Annotated in this window: 14 protein-coding genes; 9 read left to right on the forward strand and 5 right to left on the reverse strand. The window is 40.2% G+C overall.

Annotated features, from left to right (window positions below):
- Positions 1-15: 15 nt before the first annotated feature.
- The 3 genes from QQK05_RS00985 to QQK05_RS00995 are packed head-to-tail and all read left to right on the forward strand — an operon-like array spanning position 16 to position 2068.
- Positions 16-573 carry a YSC84-related protein gene (locus tag QQK05_RS00985; RefSeq protein ID WP_284295495.1) on the forward strand — a complete coding sequence of 186 codons (558 nt, stop codon included), beginning with the start codon at positions 16-18 and terminating at the stop codon, positions 571-573.
- A gap of 54 nt (positions 574-627) precedes the next feature.
- Positions 628-1113, forward strand: a complete 486-nt coding sequence (locus QQK05_RS00990) for a hypothetical protein (protein WP_284295496.1) — start codon at positions 628-630, stop codon at positions 1111-1113.
- Positions 1114-1132: 19 nt separating this feature from the next.
- A complete protein-coding gene (locus QQK05_RS00995) occupies positions 1133-2068 on the forward strand; it encodes an alpha/beta hydrolase (protein ID WP_284295497.1) in 936 nt (311 codons plus the stop codon).
- A gap of 13 nt (positions 2069-2081) precedes the next feature.
- Here QQK05_RS00995 and QQK05_RS01000 read toward each other — a convergent pair whose 3' ends face one another.
- Positions 2082-2783 (reverse strand): DUF2306 domain-containing protein, encoded by a 702-nt coding sequence (locus QQK05_RS01000; RefSeq protein WP_284295498.1) that lies wholly within the window; start codon positions 2781-2783, stop codon positions 2082-2084.
- 178 nt (positions 2784-2961) lie between these two features.
- Between QQK05_RS01000 and QQK05_RS01005 the strand changes: the two genes are divergently transcribed.
- The 4 genes from QQK05_RS01005 to QQK05_RS01020 all read left to right on the forward strand — a co-directional run bounded on the left by QQK05_RS01005 (position 2962) and on the right by QQK05_RS01020 (position 6720).
- Positions 2962-4149 carry a helix-turn-helix domain-containing protein gene (locus QQK05_RS01005; RefSeq protein WP_284295499.1) on the forward strand — a complete coding sequence of 396 codons (1188 nt, stop codon included), beginning with the start codon at positions 2962-2964 and terminating at the stop codon, positions 4147-4149.
- Between the two features lie 206 nt (positions 4150-4355).
- Positions 4356-5081 carry an osmolarity response regulator transcription factor OmpR gene (ompR, locus tag QQK05_RS01010; protein ID WP_284295500.1) on the forward strand — a complete coding sequence of 242 codons (726 nt, stop codon included), beginning with the start codon at positions 4356-4358 and terminating at the stop codon, positions 5079-5081.
- Between the two features lie 44 nt (positions 5082-5125).
- Positions 5126-6418, forward strand: a complete 1293-nt coding sequence (gene envZ, locus QQK05_RS01015; protein WP_284295501.1) for a two-component system sensor histidine kinase EnvZ — start codon at positions 5126-5128, stop codon at positions 6416-6418.
- Positions 6415-6720 (forward strand): SelT/SelW/SelH family protein, encoded by a 306-nt coding sequence (locus QQK05_RS01020; protein ID WP_284295502.1) that lies wholly within the window; start codon positions 6415-6417, stop codon positions 6718-6720. Before envZ ends, QQK05_RS01020 begins: the two co-directional genes overlap by 4 nt.
- On the opposite strand, the gene QQK05_RS01025 is transcribed toward QQK05_RS01020, so the two are convergent.
- From QQK05_RS01025 to QQK05_RS01040, 4 genes are all read right to left on the reverse strand, one after another.
- Positions 6717-8564 (reverse strand): sensor domain-containing diguanylate cyclase, encoded by a 1848-nt coding sequence (locus tag QQK05_RS01025; protein ID WP_284295503.1) that lies wholly within the window; start codon positions 8562-8564, stop codon positions 6717-6719. The genes QQK05_RS01020 and QQK05_RS01025 overlap by 4 nt on opposite strands.
- Before the next feature lie 128 nt (positions 8565-8692).
- Entirely contained in the window at positions 8693-10303 is a 1611-nt protein-coding gene (gene pckA / locus QQK05_RS01030) for a phosphoenolpyruvate carboxykinase (ATP) (protein WP_284295504.1), read from the reverse strand.
- Between the two features lie 299 nt (positions 10304-10602).
- Complete coding sequence (hslO, locus tag QQK05_RS01035; protein ID WP_284295505.1) at positions 10603-11463, reverse strand: Hsp33 family molecular chaperone HslO; 861 nt, start codon at positions 11461-11463, stop codon at positions 10603-10605.
- 5 nt (positions 11464-11468) lie between these two features.
- Positions 11469-11882, reverse strand: coding sequence for an RNA-binding S4 domain-containing protein (locus QQK05_RS01040; protein WP_284295507.1), 414 nt, complete (start codon positions 11880-11882; stop codon positions 11469-11471).
- 212 nt (positions 11883-12094) lie between these two features.
- On the opposite strand from QQK05_RS01040, the gene gspC reads away from it, so the two are divergent.
- Both gspC and gspD read left to right on the forward strand, forming a co-directional pair.
- Entirely contained in the window at positions 12095-12973 is an 879-nt protein-coding gene (gspC, locus tag QQK05_RS01045) for a type II secretion system protein GspC (protein ID WP_284295508.1), read from the forward strand.
- Between the two features lie 22 nt (positions 12974-12995).
- Positions 12996-15098 carry a type II secretion system secretin GspD gene (gene gspD / locus QQK05_RS01050; RefSeq protein WP_284295509.1) on the forward strand — a complete coding sequence of 701 codons (2103 nt, stop codon included), beginning with the start codon at positions 12996-12998 and terminating at the stop codon, positions 15096-15098.
- Position 15099 lies beyond the last annotated feature (1 nt).

The raw sequence follows: 15099 nt of genomic DNA on the forward strand, positions 1-15099 counted from the left end.
AGTTGAGAGCATCGTATGAGAAGCCTGATTGTTTTAACCTTATTGTTATTTTTACAAGCGTGTCAATCTACCAGTGATGATTTGACTCCTGCACAGGAACGTTCTGAGATCAGATTAATGCGTCACAATGTTTTGAATGAACTGACAAAAATATCGCCTCAAGCTAAGCAAGAAATTGAACGCAGTGCAGGTTATGCCGTGTTTAGTAATGCACAAATCAATATTATTTTTGTCGCGGCGGGCACAGGGTATGGCGTTGTAAAAAATAATCTTACTGGCAAAGAAACGTTCATGGAGATGGGAGAGGCAGGTCTTGGTTTGGGCTTAGGTGCGAAAGACTTTAGAGCTGTTTTTGTGTTTCATACAGAAAAAGCGCTTAACCAATTTGTTGAGAAAGGCTGGGCTTTTGGTGCAGAAGCAGATGCCGCGGCAAAATCCAATGATAAGGGTGACCAAGTTAGCTACGGTGTAACGCTTGGCAATATTACTGTCTATCAATTAACTGAAAATGGTATTGCATTGCAGGCGACAGTCAAAGGAACTAAGTATTGGCAATCTGCAAGATTAAACTGATAAATCAGGTGTGATAAAATCAGGCGTTACTAATAAATTAATTTGGGTCATGCAATGAAATCGTATGCAATCAAATATCTATTGCTGAGTTTTGGGATTTCTCTTACTGTAAATGCTTCTATCGCGCAGGAAAATTTATCTGAACAAGAATACCATCAATGGTTGAAAGATAAGTTTAGTGATCAGCATGAGCGGCTTATCCCTGTTGTTGCTGTAGCTGATATGTATTTTGCTTGTAATAAAGTGAAAAAGATCGACCCTGTCCCATATCGCGTTCCAGATTTGCTTAAACGAATGGATCGTGAACAATTGGCAGAAAAGCTTATTGAATGCCTTGGGACTAATGATATTCAATCAGATATTGCTATTAACTATGGTTTAGAAGGTTGTTTTTATGAGCAACTTGCAGATAAGCCAAAACAAGAGCGCGATGAAAAAATGAAATTGGTTAGGAAAGCAATAGCGTCACTATCTCGAGAAGAGAGGCAGAAAAGTTTGACGCAATGTGTAACTAGCCAAGCTATTGCATATTTAAAGTAACTTTTAAGATAAATCCTGTATGAAAATCATTGCTTCAATTGTTTTATGCTTTGTTGTTTGGGTCGCAAGTGTTGATGCTCAACAAGTCACCAGTGGTCGGTTAGTTGAGATTACAAAGGATGTTCCTTCATCTCTTGCACCACGTAAAGTTCATGTTTGGTTACCTGACGACTATGAGCAAAACGGTAAACATGATGTGTTATATATGCACGATGGCCAAATGCTGTTTGATGCGAAAACAACGTGGAATAAACAGGACTGGGGTGTTGATGAAATAGCAGGACGTTTAATCAACGAGCAAAAAACTAGACCATTTATTGTTGTTGCCATAGATAATGGCGGCACTTCTTTGCGCCATAGTGAGTATTTCCCTGAAAAGCCGTTGTCATATTTAACACCTAGTTTTAGGGAAAGTTTGTATGAAATAAAAAGGGGGCCTAATACTCCATTATTCGGTAAACCTGTTCACAGTGATGACTATTTATCATTTATAGTGTTTGATTTAAAACCCTATATTGATAGCAATTTTAATGTCAATACTGGCCGTGAGTACACGTTTTTGATGGGCTCAAGTATGGGAGGGCTTATTTCCCTATATGGCGTTTTAGAATATCCAAATATCTTTGGCGGTTCAGCGAATATGTCGACGCACTGGCCAGGCATTTTTCCCAAGAATATTGGTGATGTAAACCCAGTGTCTGGTGCATTTTTTAGCTACATTGCAGACCATTTACCCAAACCAAATCAACATAAAATTTACTTTGATTACGGTGACAAAACATTAGATGCCTTTTATCCTCCGCTTCAAAAACAGGTCGATAAGCTTTTCATTGAGCAAGGCTATGATAAAGAGCACTTCACCAGCGATTTTTATCCTGGAGCTTTACACGATGAAGTCTCGTGGCAAAAACGCTTAGACCAACCTTTACTCTTTTTATTTGGTAAAGAAAAATAATCATTTACACCATTTAGGCGCAGTGATGATATTGCGCCTTTTTCACGTCTATATTTACACCTTTTCGCCATATCAATTCAACAATAAACAAGTTCATCCCTATTCCAACTAAACGACCATAGTCATATTGAAACGTTGTTAATATAGTTAATATCTCGGGAAAATTGGTAAATAACAGATAGATTACAATATCAAGAAATAATGGTGTTACGGCGGCTAAAGTAATAGCGACGGCGCGCGCCATCCAACGTTTATGCTCGGTAATATTTCTTTTCAATACATAACCAAGCGCAATACTAAAGCTAATGCAAATTAACAGGCTTGTTATGATTAAAACGAAGTAACGTGCTCCTTGTGATTCAGGTGATAAAACGTTGTGCATCCAAATGCCTGACAACGCCATTGTGTAGGCTGAGGCTATAGCAAATTTGCCTAAGGTACGATGATATCGGGGAAACTTAATTCTAAGTTTGGAGGAGAATTGAAATGGCATGGTTAAAAAGAAAACAATGCCAGAGCCCCCGTGAACGATAACGGCAAGCGGGGTATTGAAATGTGCTTGATTAATAAAAGCTGAGGCGCTTCCCATTGTATCGGGCCCCATGGCGACGAGTACGACAATAAAAATGGCTGGAATTCCAGCAATACCTGTAAGGAACAAAAGGCCACCGACGACGGGCCAGTTATAGGTATGTGTAGCTGTGTTGTTATTCATGCGTTTCATTCTGATGTTGTGGCTTAGATGAAACTGATTATGTATGATTGTTAAAACGCAGGCGTCCGGGCGTGTTAACTCATACCTTTTGGGCGTTTGAATATGTAGGATTGGACGGTTTTTTGTCTGATAACTCTATGAAATATATAGTCTTACAAGGTAGTATGAGAAAAAGTATATGGATAGCCCAGTACTCTTCGCACTGAATTTATCAACCCTAGTCATCATTATTTTTAGTGCTAATCTGTTATTTTTACGCGCGACGAAACGCCAAGTTTATTTTCCGCTCGGGCTATGTTTGTTGTGTATTGGAATCGTCGTGTGTCAACCGACATTAACATCTCTTCTGCCCAATTTACGCCCAAATGTGTTGATCCTTGCATTGCCGGCAGTATTACTTATCGCACCCTGTTTTTGGTTTTACGTTGAAGGTATTACGGCTAAATCGCCTTGGCAAATTAAGGCAATCAAACGAAGACATTTTATCTTATCTGGTTTAGGGGTAATCATTGCATTACTCGCTGTGTTGTTACCCCCAGAACTGAAATATTCGCTGCTAATTGAGGGCAACGAAAATGTATTGAAGGATCAAGAAGGGGTCTCGCGCTATGTTGCCGTTTTTTGTCTCATTGCAACATTGATCTTAGTGCTTGCTTGGGTAGTCCAATCGGGCTTTTATTTTATAAAAATAGTGAACCGTTTGAGGCAGTACCGTTTGCAATTAAAAAACGTGTTTGCCAGTACTGACACTAAAGAGGTGAGGTGGTTAAGCTGGGTCATGTTAGCTATCGGTCTTGTTTGGACAGCAGCCGCGGTAAATATTGTGCTTGATAATCTATTTTTTACGACACAATACAATGCGACAGTCGCTCATGCTGTAATCTTGATCATGATATGGAGCGTTGCGCTTTGGGGATTAAGGCAAAAGCCTGGGCTAGAAGAGCTATATAGTGAAAACGAAGCTATCGATGTTTTGGTTGATGAGACAACGCCTCCTCGTGAAAAATATCAGCGCTCTGCATTAGAGCATGCTCAATCACAAAAAATAGCGGAAAAGCTTGATGTCGCGATGAAACAAGACAAGCTATACCTTGACGCTTCACTTTCCTTGCCAAAACTTGCGAAGAAAATAGGTAGTACCCCAAACTACATCTCTCAAACCCTCAACGGCCAACTCAACACCAGTTTCTTTGACTATATCAATCATTATCGTGTGCTAGAGGCCAAAGAAAGATTGACCAACACTGAAGATACGGTAGTGGAAATTGCGATGGCCGTCGGATTTAACGCGAAGTCATCTTTTTATAGCGCGTTTAAGAAAGAAACACAGCAAACGCCTAGCCAGTTCCGGAAATCTGGGCTGTAAGTCAGGGCGTTTATGTCGTGTATTTACGGATTAGATCGGGTAAATGTTTCAAAATAATAATTTTTTAGTCTCAATTTTGGGTTTCTTATACGGAATAGTTTATATTTTGTAACAATTTGCCGAGTCAAATTACGGCATTGTTGTTTATTAAATCAGCTTTTTTCACTTATAGTGTTACCAATGCAAGATAAAAGAATGGAAATGTTATGGGCCAAGAAACTCCAAAAATACTCGTTGTTGACGATGATATGCGCTTAAGAGCGCTTTTAGAACGTTACTTAGTAGAGCAAGGTTTTGTTGTGAGAAGTGCTGCTAACGCTGAACAGATGGACCGATTATTAGAGCGCGAGAACTTTCACTTGCTTGTGCTTGATTTAATGCTACCTGGTGAAGATGGTTTATCAATTTGTCGTCGTTTACGTCAGCATAATAATGATATTCCTATCGTGATGCTGACAGCTAAAGGTGACGAAGTCGATCGTATTATTGGTTTAGAGCTAGGTGCTGACGATTATATGCCTAAACCATTTAACCCTCGTGAATTATTAGCGCGTGTAAAAGCGGTATTGCGTCGTCGTGTGCAAGAAGCCCCAGGTGCTCCTTCACTTGAAGAGAACATTGTTTCATTTGGTGATTATCAGTTGAACTTAGCGACCCGCGAAATGCGCCAAGGAGAGACGAACATGCCATTGACCAGTGGTGAGTTTGCGGTACTAAAAGCGCTTGTTCAGCACCCTCGGGAGCCGTTATCACGTGATAAACTAATGAATCTCGCACGTGGTCGCGATTATTCTGCGCTAGAGCGTAGCATTGATGTTCAGGTTTCACGTTTGCGTCGAATGTTAGAAGATGACCCAGCAAAACCTCGTTATATTCAAACAGTTTGGGGCCTAGGTTACGTATTTGTTCCTGATGGGCAAAAAGTAGCTTAATATTATTATCTTTTTGAAATTTGACTGTGAACATAGGTGAATAAATGAAGTTAATGCCTCGTAGTGCTTTTGGGCAAACGGTTTCATTAATTGGGGTACTTTTATTGGTAAACCAAATAGTCGCTTATGCATCGATGGCTATTTATATTATTCAGCCAAGTTCACAACAAATAAATCAGTTACTCGCGAAACAAATTCGTGTTGTTTTCATCGACATCAAGGATGTTGTAATGAGCCCTCAAATGGCTCAGGCTTTTCATCGTGAAACCGGTATCGGTGTTTACCGTGAGCATGAAGCCATGCAATTAGGGTTGGCAGAAGCCGATTATTATCCTTATCGTTCGATGGAAATGAGTAAATTATTGAATGGTCCAGCAGAAGTAAGAATCTCGCAGGGAGAAGAGTACTTGTTCTGGATACGACCGCCTCAAGCACCGTCATTGTGGGTCAAAATCCCATTATCAGGCTTGGAAGAGGCAAATCTGCTACCGTTAATTGTCGTTTTGATGGTGATAGGCGGCATGAGTGTTGTTGGGGGCTGGCTCTTTGTTCGGCAACTCAATCGACCGTTAAGAGCACTTCAAAGAGCTGCCAATCAAGTTGGGCGAGGTGAATTTCCTGAGCCATTAGAGCCTCAAGGTACCAGCGAAGTTGTTGCTGTAACGCATGCATTTAATCACATGTCTAAAGGGATTAAACGATTAGAGGCAGATCGAAACCTGTTAATGGCAGGTATTTCTCATGATTTACGTACCCCGTTAACACGTATACGTCTTGCGAGTGAAATGATGTCAGAGCAAGAAGCTTTCTTAAAAGAAGGAATAGAAAGCGATATTGATGACATGAATAACATCATTGACCAATTTATTGATTATATTCGCCACGACACTTTGGATAAACGAGAGCTTGCTAACGTTAATGAGTTAGTTGATGAGGTTGTTCAAGCTGAACGAATTTCAGGGCGAGAATTTGAAGTGAGTATGGACGACACACCGCTAGTGCCGATTAAATATATCGCAATTAAGCGAGCACTCGTTAACTTAGTGCAAAATGCCTTGCGGTACACTCAGGGTAAGATTTACATCTCTACCGGTTTTGATAAACAAGCAAAAATGGTTGCCATTTGTGTTGAAGATGAAGGTGAAGGCATGACAAGTGAAGAGGTCGAGCTGTTATTTACGCCTTTTACACAAGGTGATAAGGCCCGTGGAACAGAAGGCTCAGGCTTAGGTCTTGCGATAATCAAACGAATTGTCGACTCTCACGGCGGCCAAATTACCTTAGCGAACCGTGAGCAAGGCGGTCTTAAAGCAACCATGAAATTACCAATAAAATGAATAAGATAGCGATAAAATATTGTGCAAAATGCCGCTGGATGATGCGCTCTACGTGGATGGCACAAGAACTGTTGACCACCTTCGATGGTGATATTGATGAAATGTCTTTATTACCAGGTACCGGAGGGGTATTTGAAGTCTATGCGAACGACAACCTTATTTGGTCGCGCAAAGATCAAGGACGCTTTCCTGAAATCACCGAGTTAAAGCAGAAAGTGCGAAATGTTATCGCGCCAGATAAAGATCTCGGTTGTATAGATCGAAAAACACAACACGCAAAAGCACAGCTCGAAGATAACTAGTTAGCACTGACCTTGGATGCTTGAATAATGTTGTTTGTCGCGTCAAGTTGTTTGGCAATGACAATATTCTTGCCTTGCTGTTTGCCTTGGTAAAGTGCTTCGTCAGCTGTGTTCATTAATTGCGTTAAGCCTATACCATTTTGCGCTTGTGTTACGCCAAACGTTAGCGAAATCTTAAATTTTTGATCTTTATATTCAAACTCTTGTGCTGCAATGGTTGCTCTTACTTTGTCGAGTAAGAACTGTGCATTTTCTAAATCTGTATTAGGCAACATGAAAACAAATTCCTCGCCTCCCCATCGTGCAACAATATCTTGCTTGCGAATATTTGAGATAAAGGTTTTTGCTACGGTTTTGAGAACAAAATCGCCACAGTCATGACCATAGGTGTCATTAAAAATTTTGAAATTATCGATATCGGTAATAGCAACACATAACTGGCTGTTGTTTCGTTCGACTACGGCAAGTTGATATTCTGCTTTTTCAACGAATGCCCGGCGATTTCTTAGCTTAGTTAAATAGTCAGTATTTGATGCTAACTTCAATTCACGGTGAGTGAGTGCATTGTCAACAGCGATTGCAGTATATGAGGCAATGCTTTGCATCATGTTAAGTTGAAATTCATTAAAACTACCCACTTGCTCTCGTTGCACTGTTATACAACCGACGATGTTTTGCTCAACCATCAAAGGAATATAGACAATCGACTGCATCATACCACCCGCTGCAGCCGTCTGTTTTGTTTTAACATATTTATCACTGTCTGATATTTGGCTCAATACAACTTCCTTACGATTACTGATACACCAAACAGCTAGTCGTTCAGTATCCTTCATATGGATTTGGTAGTCTTCAAGGGCCTTTCCTTTTTCTATTGTAAAAGGAAAATCAATGAGCTCTCTATTTTTATCGTAGATACCTATTGAAAATACATCTGCATCAAACAACTCTTTTATATGACTATAGACATATTCAGCGACAGTATTGAGTTCTAAACTTGAGGTCACTTGTCGACCGATAACGCTAATGGTGTTGATGTGCTCTTGTTGTTGGGCAATACGTGTGTCTAAGTGTGCTATTTCTCTTTTTTTAGAATAAAGGTGCCAGATGGTAATACCAAGTATTAGTAACGCCAAACCACCAAAAGACTGCCATACAGCGACATTGTTTAAAAAACCAATAGCAGAGTTAGTTTGCTCTGGCGGCACCAACAGTGCCAAACGTTCTTGAGCATGACTAAATTGAGCGATTGAATCATCTATCCATAAATATGGCTCAGCTATACCATAGTAAATACCCACTAACTGATTCCAACGCTGATGCTGCAAAATGATTTTGAAGGAAGATAAATACGCGCTCATTGCCTTTTCATTTTGATTTAACGCGCTATAACTTCTTGCCATTGCGACATAGATATTGGCCAACATTTTCTGATCATTTATTTGTTTAAAATAAAGTAAGCTAGTTTCTAAGTAGGCGAGTGCCATATGATGGTCACGACTATCAAAAAAGTTATTTGCAATAACATAATTAGCTTCAGCTAGTTGGTTTGGGTGGTTGCTTTTTGTCGACAGCTCTACAACATATTGAGCATTGCGAATCGACTCATTAGTTTTCCCTTGTAAATAGGTAACTTGTGCCAATAACAAGTAGGCATTGATTTTATCGTCGAGTGTCAGGTTCTCAGGCTTAGTGAGTAAACCATTGAGTTTTTGTTCCGTTTGTTGAGGAGCTTGCAAGGCTTGTTGCTGCAATATGTCTAACGTTTGCTCAGAAGCCTCACTGTTGGTCATGAGGAATGCTAGTAATAGGGCTGCAAAAATTGCTTTAGCAGTAGTCGTCATAAATACTTAATAAATGAATTTTAACTAACTATAGCTGATATCTTGTTGACTAGGACACTAATTACAAAAATATTGGGTAGAAAATAAAAAAAGCCGCAATAGCGGCTTTTTTTACGTAGAAAAATTAATTATAACTGAGGACCAGCTGTAACTAACGACTTGCCGTGCTCTGTATCAGTAAACTTGTCGAAGTTGTTTACGAAACGACCCGCTAAGTCTTTTGCTTTACCTTCCCAATCTGCAGCATTTTCGTATGTATTACGAGGGTCAAGGATATTGCTATCTGCACCTGGTAATGCTGTTGGAACGTTTAAGTTGAACATTGGTAATTCAACCATTTCTGCATTCTCAATTGAACCATCTAAGATTGAATCAATGATGGCACGCGTATCTTTGATTGAAATACGTTTGCCAGTACCATTCCAACCTGTGTTTACTAGGTAAGCTTCAGCACCTGCCGCTTCCATACGCTTACGTAATACATCTGCGTATTGTGTTGGGTGTAGGCTTAAGAATGCCGCACCAAAACAGCTTGAGAACGTAGGTGTTGGTTCAGTAATGCCACGCTCAGTACCTGCTAATTTAGCCGTGAAACCTGATAAGAAGTAGTACTCTGTTTGCTCAGGCGTTAGCTTAGCAACTGGTGGTAATACGCCAAATGCATCTGCCGTTAAGAAGATAACTTTCTTTGCATGACCTGCACGAGATACAGGCTTAACAATGTTATCTATGTGATGGATTGGGTAAGAAACACGTGTGTTTTCAGTTTTTGAGTTGTCGTCAAAGTCAATTTTACCATCAGCATCAACCGTTACGTTTTCTAGCAATGCATCACGGCGGATTGCATTGTAGATATCAGGCTCGTTTTCTTTTGAAAGGTTGATGGTTTTTGCGTAACAACCGCCTTCAAAGTTAAATACACCGTTGTCATCCCAACCGTGCTCATCATCACCGATTAATTCACGTTTAGGATCTGTAGATAATGTTGTTTTACCTGTGCCTGATAAACCAAAGAATACTGCAACATCACCTTCTTTACCTACGTTTGCACTACAGTGCATTGACGCGATACCTTTAAGCGGAAGTAAGTAGTTCATCATTGAGAACATACCTTTTTTCATTTCGCCGCCGTACCATGTACCACCGATTAACTGCATTTTCTCAGTTAAGTTGAACGCAACAAAGTTTTCTGAGTTTAAGCCTTGTGCTTCCCAGTTAGGGTTTGTTGTTTTTGCACCATTCATTACTACGAAGTCTGGTTCGTAGTTTTCTAATTCTGCATCTGTTGGGCGAATGAACATGTTTTTCACGAAGTGTGCCTGCCATGCTACTTCCGTAATAAAGCGCACTTTTAAGCGAGTATCTTCATTTGCACCACAGAATGTATCTACAACGAATAAACGTTTGCCAGATAATTGAGTCACCACTAGATCTTTTAAACTTGACCACGTTTCTGGTGTCATTGGCTTGTTGTCGTTTTTACCTTGGTCTGCCCACCAAACTGTATCACGAGTCACATCGTCGCGAACGATGTATTTGTCTTTTGGTGAACGGCCTGTAAATATCCCTGTATCAACTGAAACTGCGCCAAGTTCAGTTACATAACCTTTGTCATAACCTTCGAGGCTAGATTTCGTTTCTTCTTCAAACAATAAATCGTAAGACGGATTGTAAACAACCTCAGATACGTTAGTGATGCCGTATTGAGTTAAATCAATCGTTTTTGCCACAGTTGACATAGTTCATACTCTCCAATGGGTATAAATAAGTTAAAGGTTATGTGTCAGAGGTTTTGTGGATCTCTCTGAGGGCGCCAATTCTAGGGGATAATTAGCTAAAAAAAAAGCAATAATTTTTTGTGACTGAAAGTTTTCATCTTTTACTACAGTCTTTGGTTAATTTGTACGTTTTTGTATGTAAAAAAACTACAAAATAAATAATTTGACCTGAGTTTCTAGAATTCGCGAGTGCGTAAAAGACAGGGGAAAGATATAAAAAAGGGCGCAAAAAGCGCCCTTGATATTAAATATTCATGAAACTAATGTTTTTTATCAGAAAAGTAGTCAGCAAAATGGTCTTCAGTGAAGCGATAAGTTGTTAAACAGAAGTCACAGCTTGTTGCAATCTCGCCTTGTTCAGCAAGAATATCTTTGATCTCTTCTTGGCCTAGCTGGCTGATGGCAGTTAACACCTTGTCTTCGGAGCACGAACATTGGAAATTAACATTTTGCGGCTCAAAAATGCGAACCTCTTCTTGGTGGTACAGACGGTAAAGTAACTCTTCTGCTTCTAATGAGAAAATTTCTTCTTCTTTGATGGTTTGGGTTAATTGACATAAGTGATTGTAGTCAGAAAGCTGTTGCTCTTTGTCATCACTGTCAGGCAAAAGCTGTACTAATGCTCCGGCAACTTTTTGAGTGCTCATATCAGTAAATAACCAGACCGACGTTGGAATTTGATCTGAGGTTTCAAAATAGTTAGCTAAACAGTCGGCTAATGTATCTTTCTCTAACGCAACAATACCTTGATACGGCTCACCTGACTTAGGGCGAATCGTAATAACCATAGTACCTTTACCGATCAGATCTTTAAGACCAAAAGCATTTGTTTGTTGTGCTAATTTTGCAACACCACGCATGTTTTGCTGATCGTCACCGTTTATCGCAAGGTAACTCACCGGGCCGTCACCTTGAATTTGCACGGTGATTTCACCTTCAAATTTTAACGTGGCCGTTAATAAACATGTCGCAGATAGCATTTCACCCAATAAAGCTTTTACGCCTTCAGGGTAATTATGGTTAGCGATAATATCTTGATACGTTTTTTCTAATTGAACAAGCTCGCCTCGTGCGTGCATGTTATCAAATAAGTAACGATGTAAAACATCTTGCGTTGACATAAAGGTTATATCCTTTCTTTCAATTGTCGAATTTGTCGACGTTGCTTTTTATCTGGTTTTGTTTCACTTGCTGGGCTAAAAAGAATGCCTTGTTTACGAGCAAGCGCAGTGTCCTCACGTGTCTTGAGGCTCGAATCTGTCTCTTCATAGAGTGTTTGGGCAAACGTTGCGTTACTGCGTTTATCAGCGAGCGCGATAACAATAACTTCTTTTTCATCATAGCCCTGGCGCAATTTTATTTTGTCACCAATTGTGACCGCTTTACCTGATTTTGTGCGTTGGCCATTATAAAATACTTTACCACCATCAATCATTTGTTTTGCGATGGCGCGTGTTTTATAAAAGCGCGCTGCCCACAACCATTTATCGAGGCGGGTAACGCTGTTTTCAATAGTGTTGTCGGGATTTTTTTTACCCATAAATTCTCATTCCAAAGCTCGTTAATCTCTTTGTCATTTTTCAACGATACACTCACTGAGCGAGCCAAATTAAGCGAAAAAATCGCTAGGTGCTTGTTGATACGTAAAACGTCAAGTATTATCGAAGCGGTAAAAGACAATATATACCTGAACTATTATAAGAAATGTCACTCCAACAAACCATTAAACCTTTAACATCTGCATTGGAAAAAATGCCTCAGAAAACAGTTGCGACTTTAATTAGTGGTGCGTTGCTTATATATGTTGCCTTTTTGCTGGCGAAAATGACTTGGTTACTGATGCCCAATGAGCAAGTCGCTAACCAACTTCCTGCCACTAAACCGGGTGTCCAAACGAATGCTAAGACGTCATCGTTAGATGTTGCCGGTATAAAAGCATTGAATTTGTTTGGCCAATTTAACGGTCAAGATAATAAACCTAAGGTTGTTGAAGTAAAAGATGCTCCACAAACGAAATTAAATCTAACGTTAACTGGTGTAGTTGCCAGTAGTGATGAACGTTACGCATCTGCAATTATCGAAAGTGGCGGCAGTCAATATACCTATGGTATTGGCGATAAAATAGAAAAAACCCGCGCTACCTTAGAGCAAGTATATAGTGACCGGGTATTAATTAAACAGTCCGGTACACTTGAAACCCTAATGCTTGATGGTGTTCGCTACAAAAAAAATGATAGTCGCTCGAACAAGCAAACCGCTAATCGAGAGCGCTCACTGGCACGTAAACCAGTAATAGATCAACGTCGAAACGAAGACTTAGCACGCCAGGCAACCGTATTAAAAAAAGATTTAACGCAAAATCCAGCAAAAATAGCGGATTATTTACGTATTTCTCCTCAACGCGCTAATGGCCAGTTGTTGGGATATCGATTAAACCCTGGTAAAGACCCAGAATTTTTTAAGTCATCAGGTCTAAGAGCTGGTGACATTGCTGTTCAAATGAATGGCTTAGATTTAACCTCGCCACAAGAAGCGAGTAATGCTTTAAAAGCATTGAGAACAGAATCAGAAATTACGCTACTCGTCGATCGCGGTGGTGAGTTAACTGAAATTCTATTTAGTATTAATTGATTTCATAAAAAGGATTACATTGATGCGCAACGCTAATCGCGCGAGTTTGTTTAAAGCCATGGCATGTTCAGCACTAACTGCAATTACAGTGAGTGCGGCATCTTTGAGTCTCCCACTGCAAGCGGCAGAGCCTACGACGTTTTCGCCAAACTTTAGAAATACTAAAATAACTGAATTTATTAATACCGTTGGCAAAAACTTACAAAAGACAATGATTGTCGATCCGCAAGTAAAGGGCACGGTAAATGTTCGTAGTTATGATTTACTTACTGAAGAGCAATATTATCAATTTTTCTTAAACGTGCTTGAAGTACACGGCTTCTCTGCAGTCGAGATGGATAATAATATCGTTAAGATTATCCGACAAAAAGATGCAAAGAGCGCGTCTATTCCTGTTGTTGATGAAGTCAATGCCGGCATGGGTGACGAAATGATCACGCGTGTTGTTGAAGTAAAGAACGTGACGGTGCGTGAGCTTGTACCATTGCTACGCCAGCTTAATGATCAAGCCAGTGGTGGTAACGTGACAAACTACGACCCAGCCAACGTTATCATGATCACTGGTACGGCTGCTGTCGTTAATCGCATTGTTAAGATTATCGAAAAAGTTGATAAAGCGGGTGACCAAGACGTTCAAATTATTCGACTTCAGCATGCGTCTGCTGGCGATATGGTTCGTATTATCGAGTCGATGAACAAAGTGTCGGCAAGCAAAGCCGCAGCTAAACCTACTTTCTTAATTCCTAAAATTGTTGCTGATGACCGTACCAATAGCGTCATCATTTCAGGTGAAGTTCAAGCCCGTGACCGTGTTGTAAAGCTTGTAAAGCGCCTTGATGCTGAATTGGAAACTAACGGAAACACCAGAGTTTACTATTTAAAATACGCAAAAGCTGAAGACATTGTCCCTGTACTTAAAGGGGTGAGTGAATCAATTGAAGCGGAAGAAAATGCCAATAAAACGGCGAAAAACCGTTCAAGCAAAAGCCGAAATATTTCGATTGAAGCACACGCTGATACCAATACTGTCGTGATCACGGCAAAGCAAGACATGTTACGTTCACTTGAGGCTGTAATTCGTCAATTGGATGTACGTCGTGCACAAGTACTTGTTGAAGCGATTATTGTTGAAGTATTCGAGGCTGATGGCGTTAATTTAGGTGTTCAATGGTTTACGGAAGAAGGTGGCTTCACGCAGTTTAATAATGGTCCTGTACCTATTAGCCAGTTAGCGGCTGCAGCTGAGGCAGCTCAATCATCTCCCGGTACTCCAGGCTCTACCTTCACTGATGGTAATGGTAATGTTGTTGTTAATGATCCAGGTCCAGATGTTGAAGGTGACTACACGTTATTGGCCCAAGCACTAGGTTCAGTGAGCGGTATGATGTTTGGAATTGTGCAAGATGATTGGGGTGCAATTATTCAGGCGGTGAGTACTGACACCAACTCAAATATTCTTGCTACACCGAGTATTACGACGTTAGATAACGAAGAAGCGTACTTCATTGTTGGTCAGGAAGTGCCGATTCTGACAGGTTCAACAACCGGTAATAATAATGACAACCCATTCCAAACGGTTGAGCGTCAGGAAGTTGGTATCAAACTTAAAGTAACGCCGCAGGTAAATGAAGGTTCAGGTGTTCAGTTAACGATTGAACAAGAAGTCTCTTCAGTAAGTGGCGCAACGGGCGTTGATATTGCAATCAACAAACGTGAAATCAAGACTACTGTGATGGCAGATCACGGCGATACCGTTATTCTTGGTGGTTTGATCGATGAAGATGTACAAGAAAGCCAGCAAAAAGTACCTTTATTAGGTGATATTCCGCTACTAGGTCACTTGTTTAAGTCAACAGGTAACACAACGCGTAAGCGTAACTTGATGGTGTTCTTACGCCCGACGATTATTCGTGATGGTGAAATCATGAATGAAGTGACGAAAAACAAATACAACTACATTCGTGCGCAAGAAATTTTGCAACGACAAGAAGGCTTATCGTTGATGGATGATGAGAAACTTCCTTTGTTACAAGAATGGAATGATCAATTGACCTTGCCACCATCATTTGATGAGTACATGAAAGAAAAAGCGCAAGATAAAGCTGAAAAAAGTAATAAAGAATAGG

The sequence above is a fragment of the Thalassotalea loyana genome (assembly GCF_030161435.1).
GTDB classification, from domain to species: domain Bacteria; phylum Pseudomonadota; class Gammaproteobacteria; order Enterobacterales; family Alteromonadaceae; genus Thalassotalea_G; species Thalassotalea_G loyana.

Bases quoted from the DNA above. Each gene is read 5' to 3' on its own strand.
- QQK05_RS00985 (WP_284295495.1), top strand. From the start codon at position 16: ATGAGAAGCCTGATTGTTTTAACCTTATTGTTATTTTTACAAGCGTGT.
- QQK05_RS00990 (WP_284295496.1), top strand. From the start codon at position 628: ATGAAATCGTATGCAATCAAATATCTATTGCTGAGTTTTGGGATTTCT.
- QQK05_RS00995 (WP_284295497.1), top strand. From the start codon at position 1,133: ATGAAAATCATTGCTTCAATTGTTTTATGCTTTGTTGTTTGGGTCGCA.
- QQK05_RS01000 (WP_284295498.1), bottom strand. From the start codon at position 2,783: ATGAATAACAACACAGCTACACATACCTATAACTGGCCCGTCGTCGGT.
- QQK05_RS01005 (WP_284295499.1), top strand. From the start codon at position 2,962: ATGGATAGCCCAGTACTCTTCGCACTGAATTTATCAACCCTAGTCATC.
- ompR (WP_284295500.1), top strand. From the start codon at position 4,356: ATGGGCCAAGAAACTCCAAAAATACTCGTTGTTGACGATGATATGCGC.
- envZ (WP_284295501.1), top strand. From the start codon at position 5,126: ATGAAGTTAATGCCTCGTAGTGCTTTTGGGCAAACGGTTTCATTAATT.
- QQK05_RS01020 (WP_284295502.1), top strand. From the start codon at position 6,415: ATGAATAAGATAGCGATAAAATATTGTGCAAAATGCCGCTGGATGATG.
- QQK05_RS01025 (WP_284295503.1), bottom strand. From the start codon at position 8,564: ATGACGACTACTGCTAAAGCAATTTTTGCAGCCCTATTACTAGCATTC.
- pckA (WP_284295504.1), bottom strand. From the start codon at position 10,303: ATGTCAACTGTGGCAAAAACGATTGATTTAACTCAATACGGCATCACT.
- hslO (WP_284295505.1), bottom strand. From the start codon at position 11,463: ATGTCAACGCAAGATGTTTTACATCGTTACTTATTTGATAACATGCAC.
- QQK05_RS01040 (WP_284295507.1), bottom strand. From the start codon at position 11,882: ATGGGTAAAAAAAATCCCGACAACACTATTGAAAACAGCGTTACCCGC.
- gspC (WP_284295508.1), top strand. From the start codon at position 12,095: ATGCCTCAGAAAACAGTTGCGACTTTAATTAGTGGTGCGTTGCTTATA.
- gspD (WP_284295509.1), top strand. From the start codon at position 12,996: ATGCGCAACGCTAATCGCGCGAGTTTGTTTAAAGCCATGGCATGTTCA.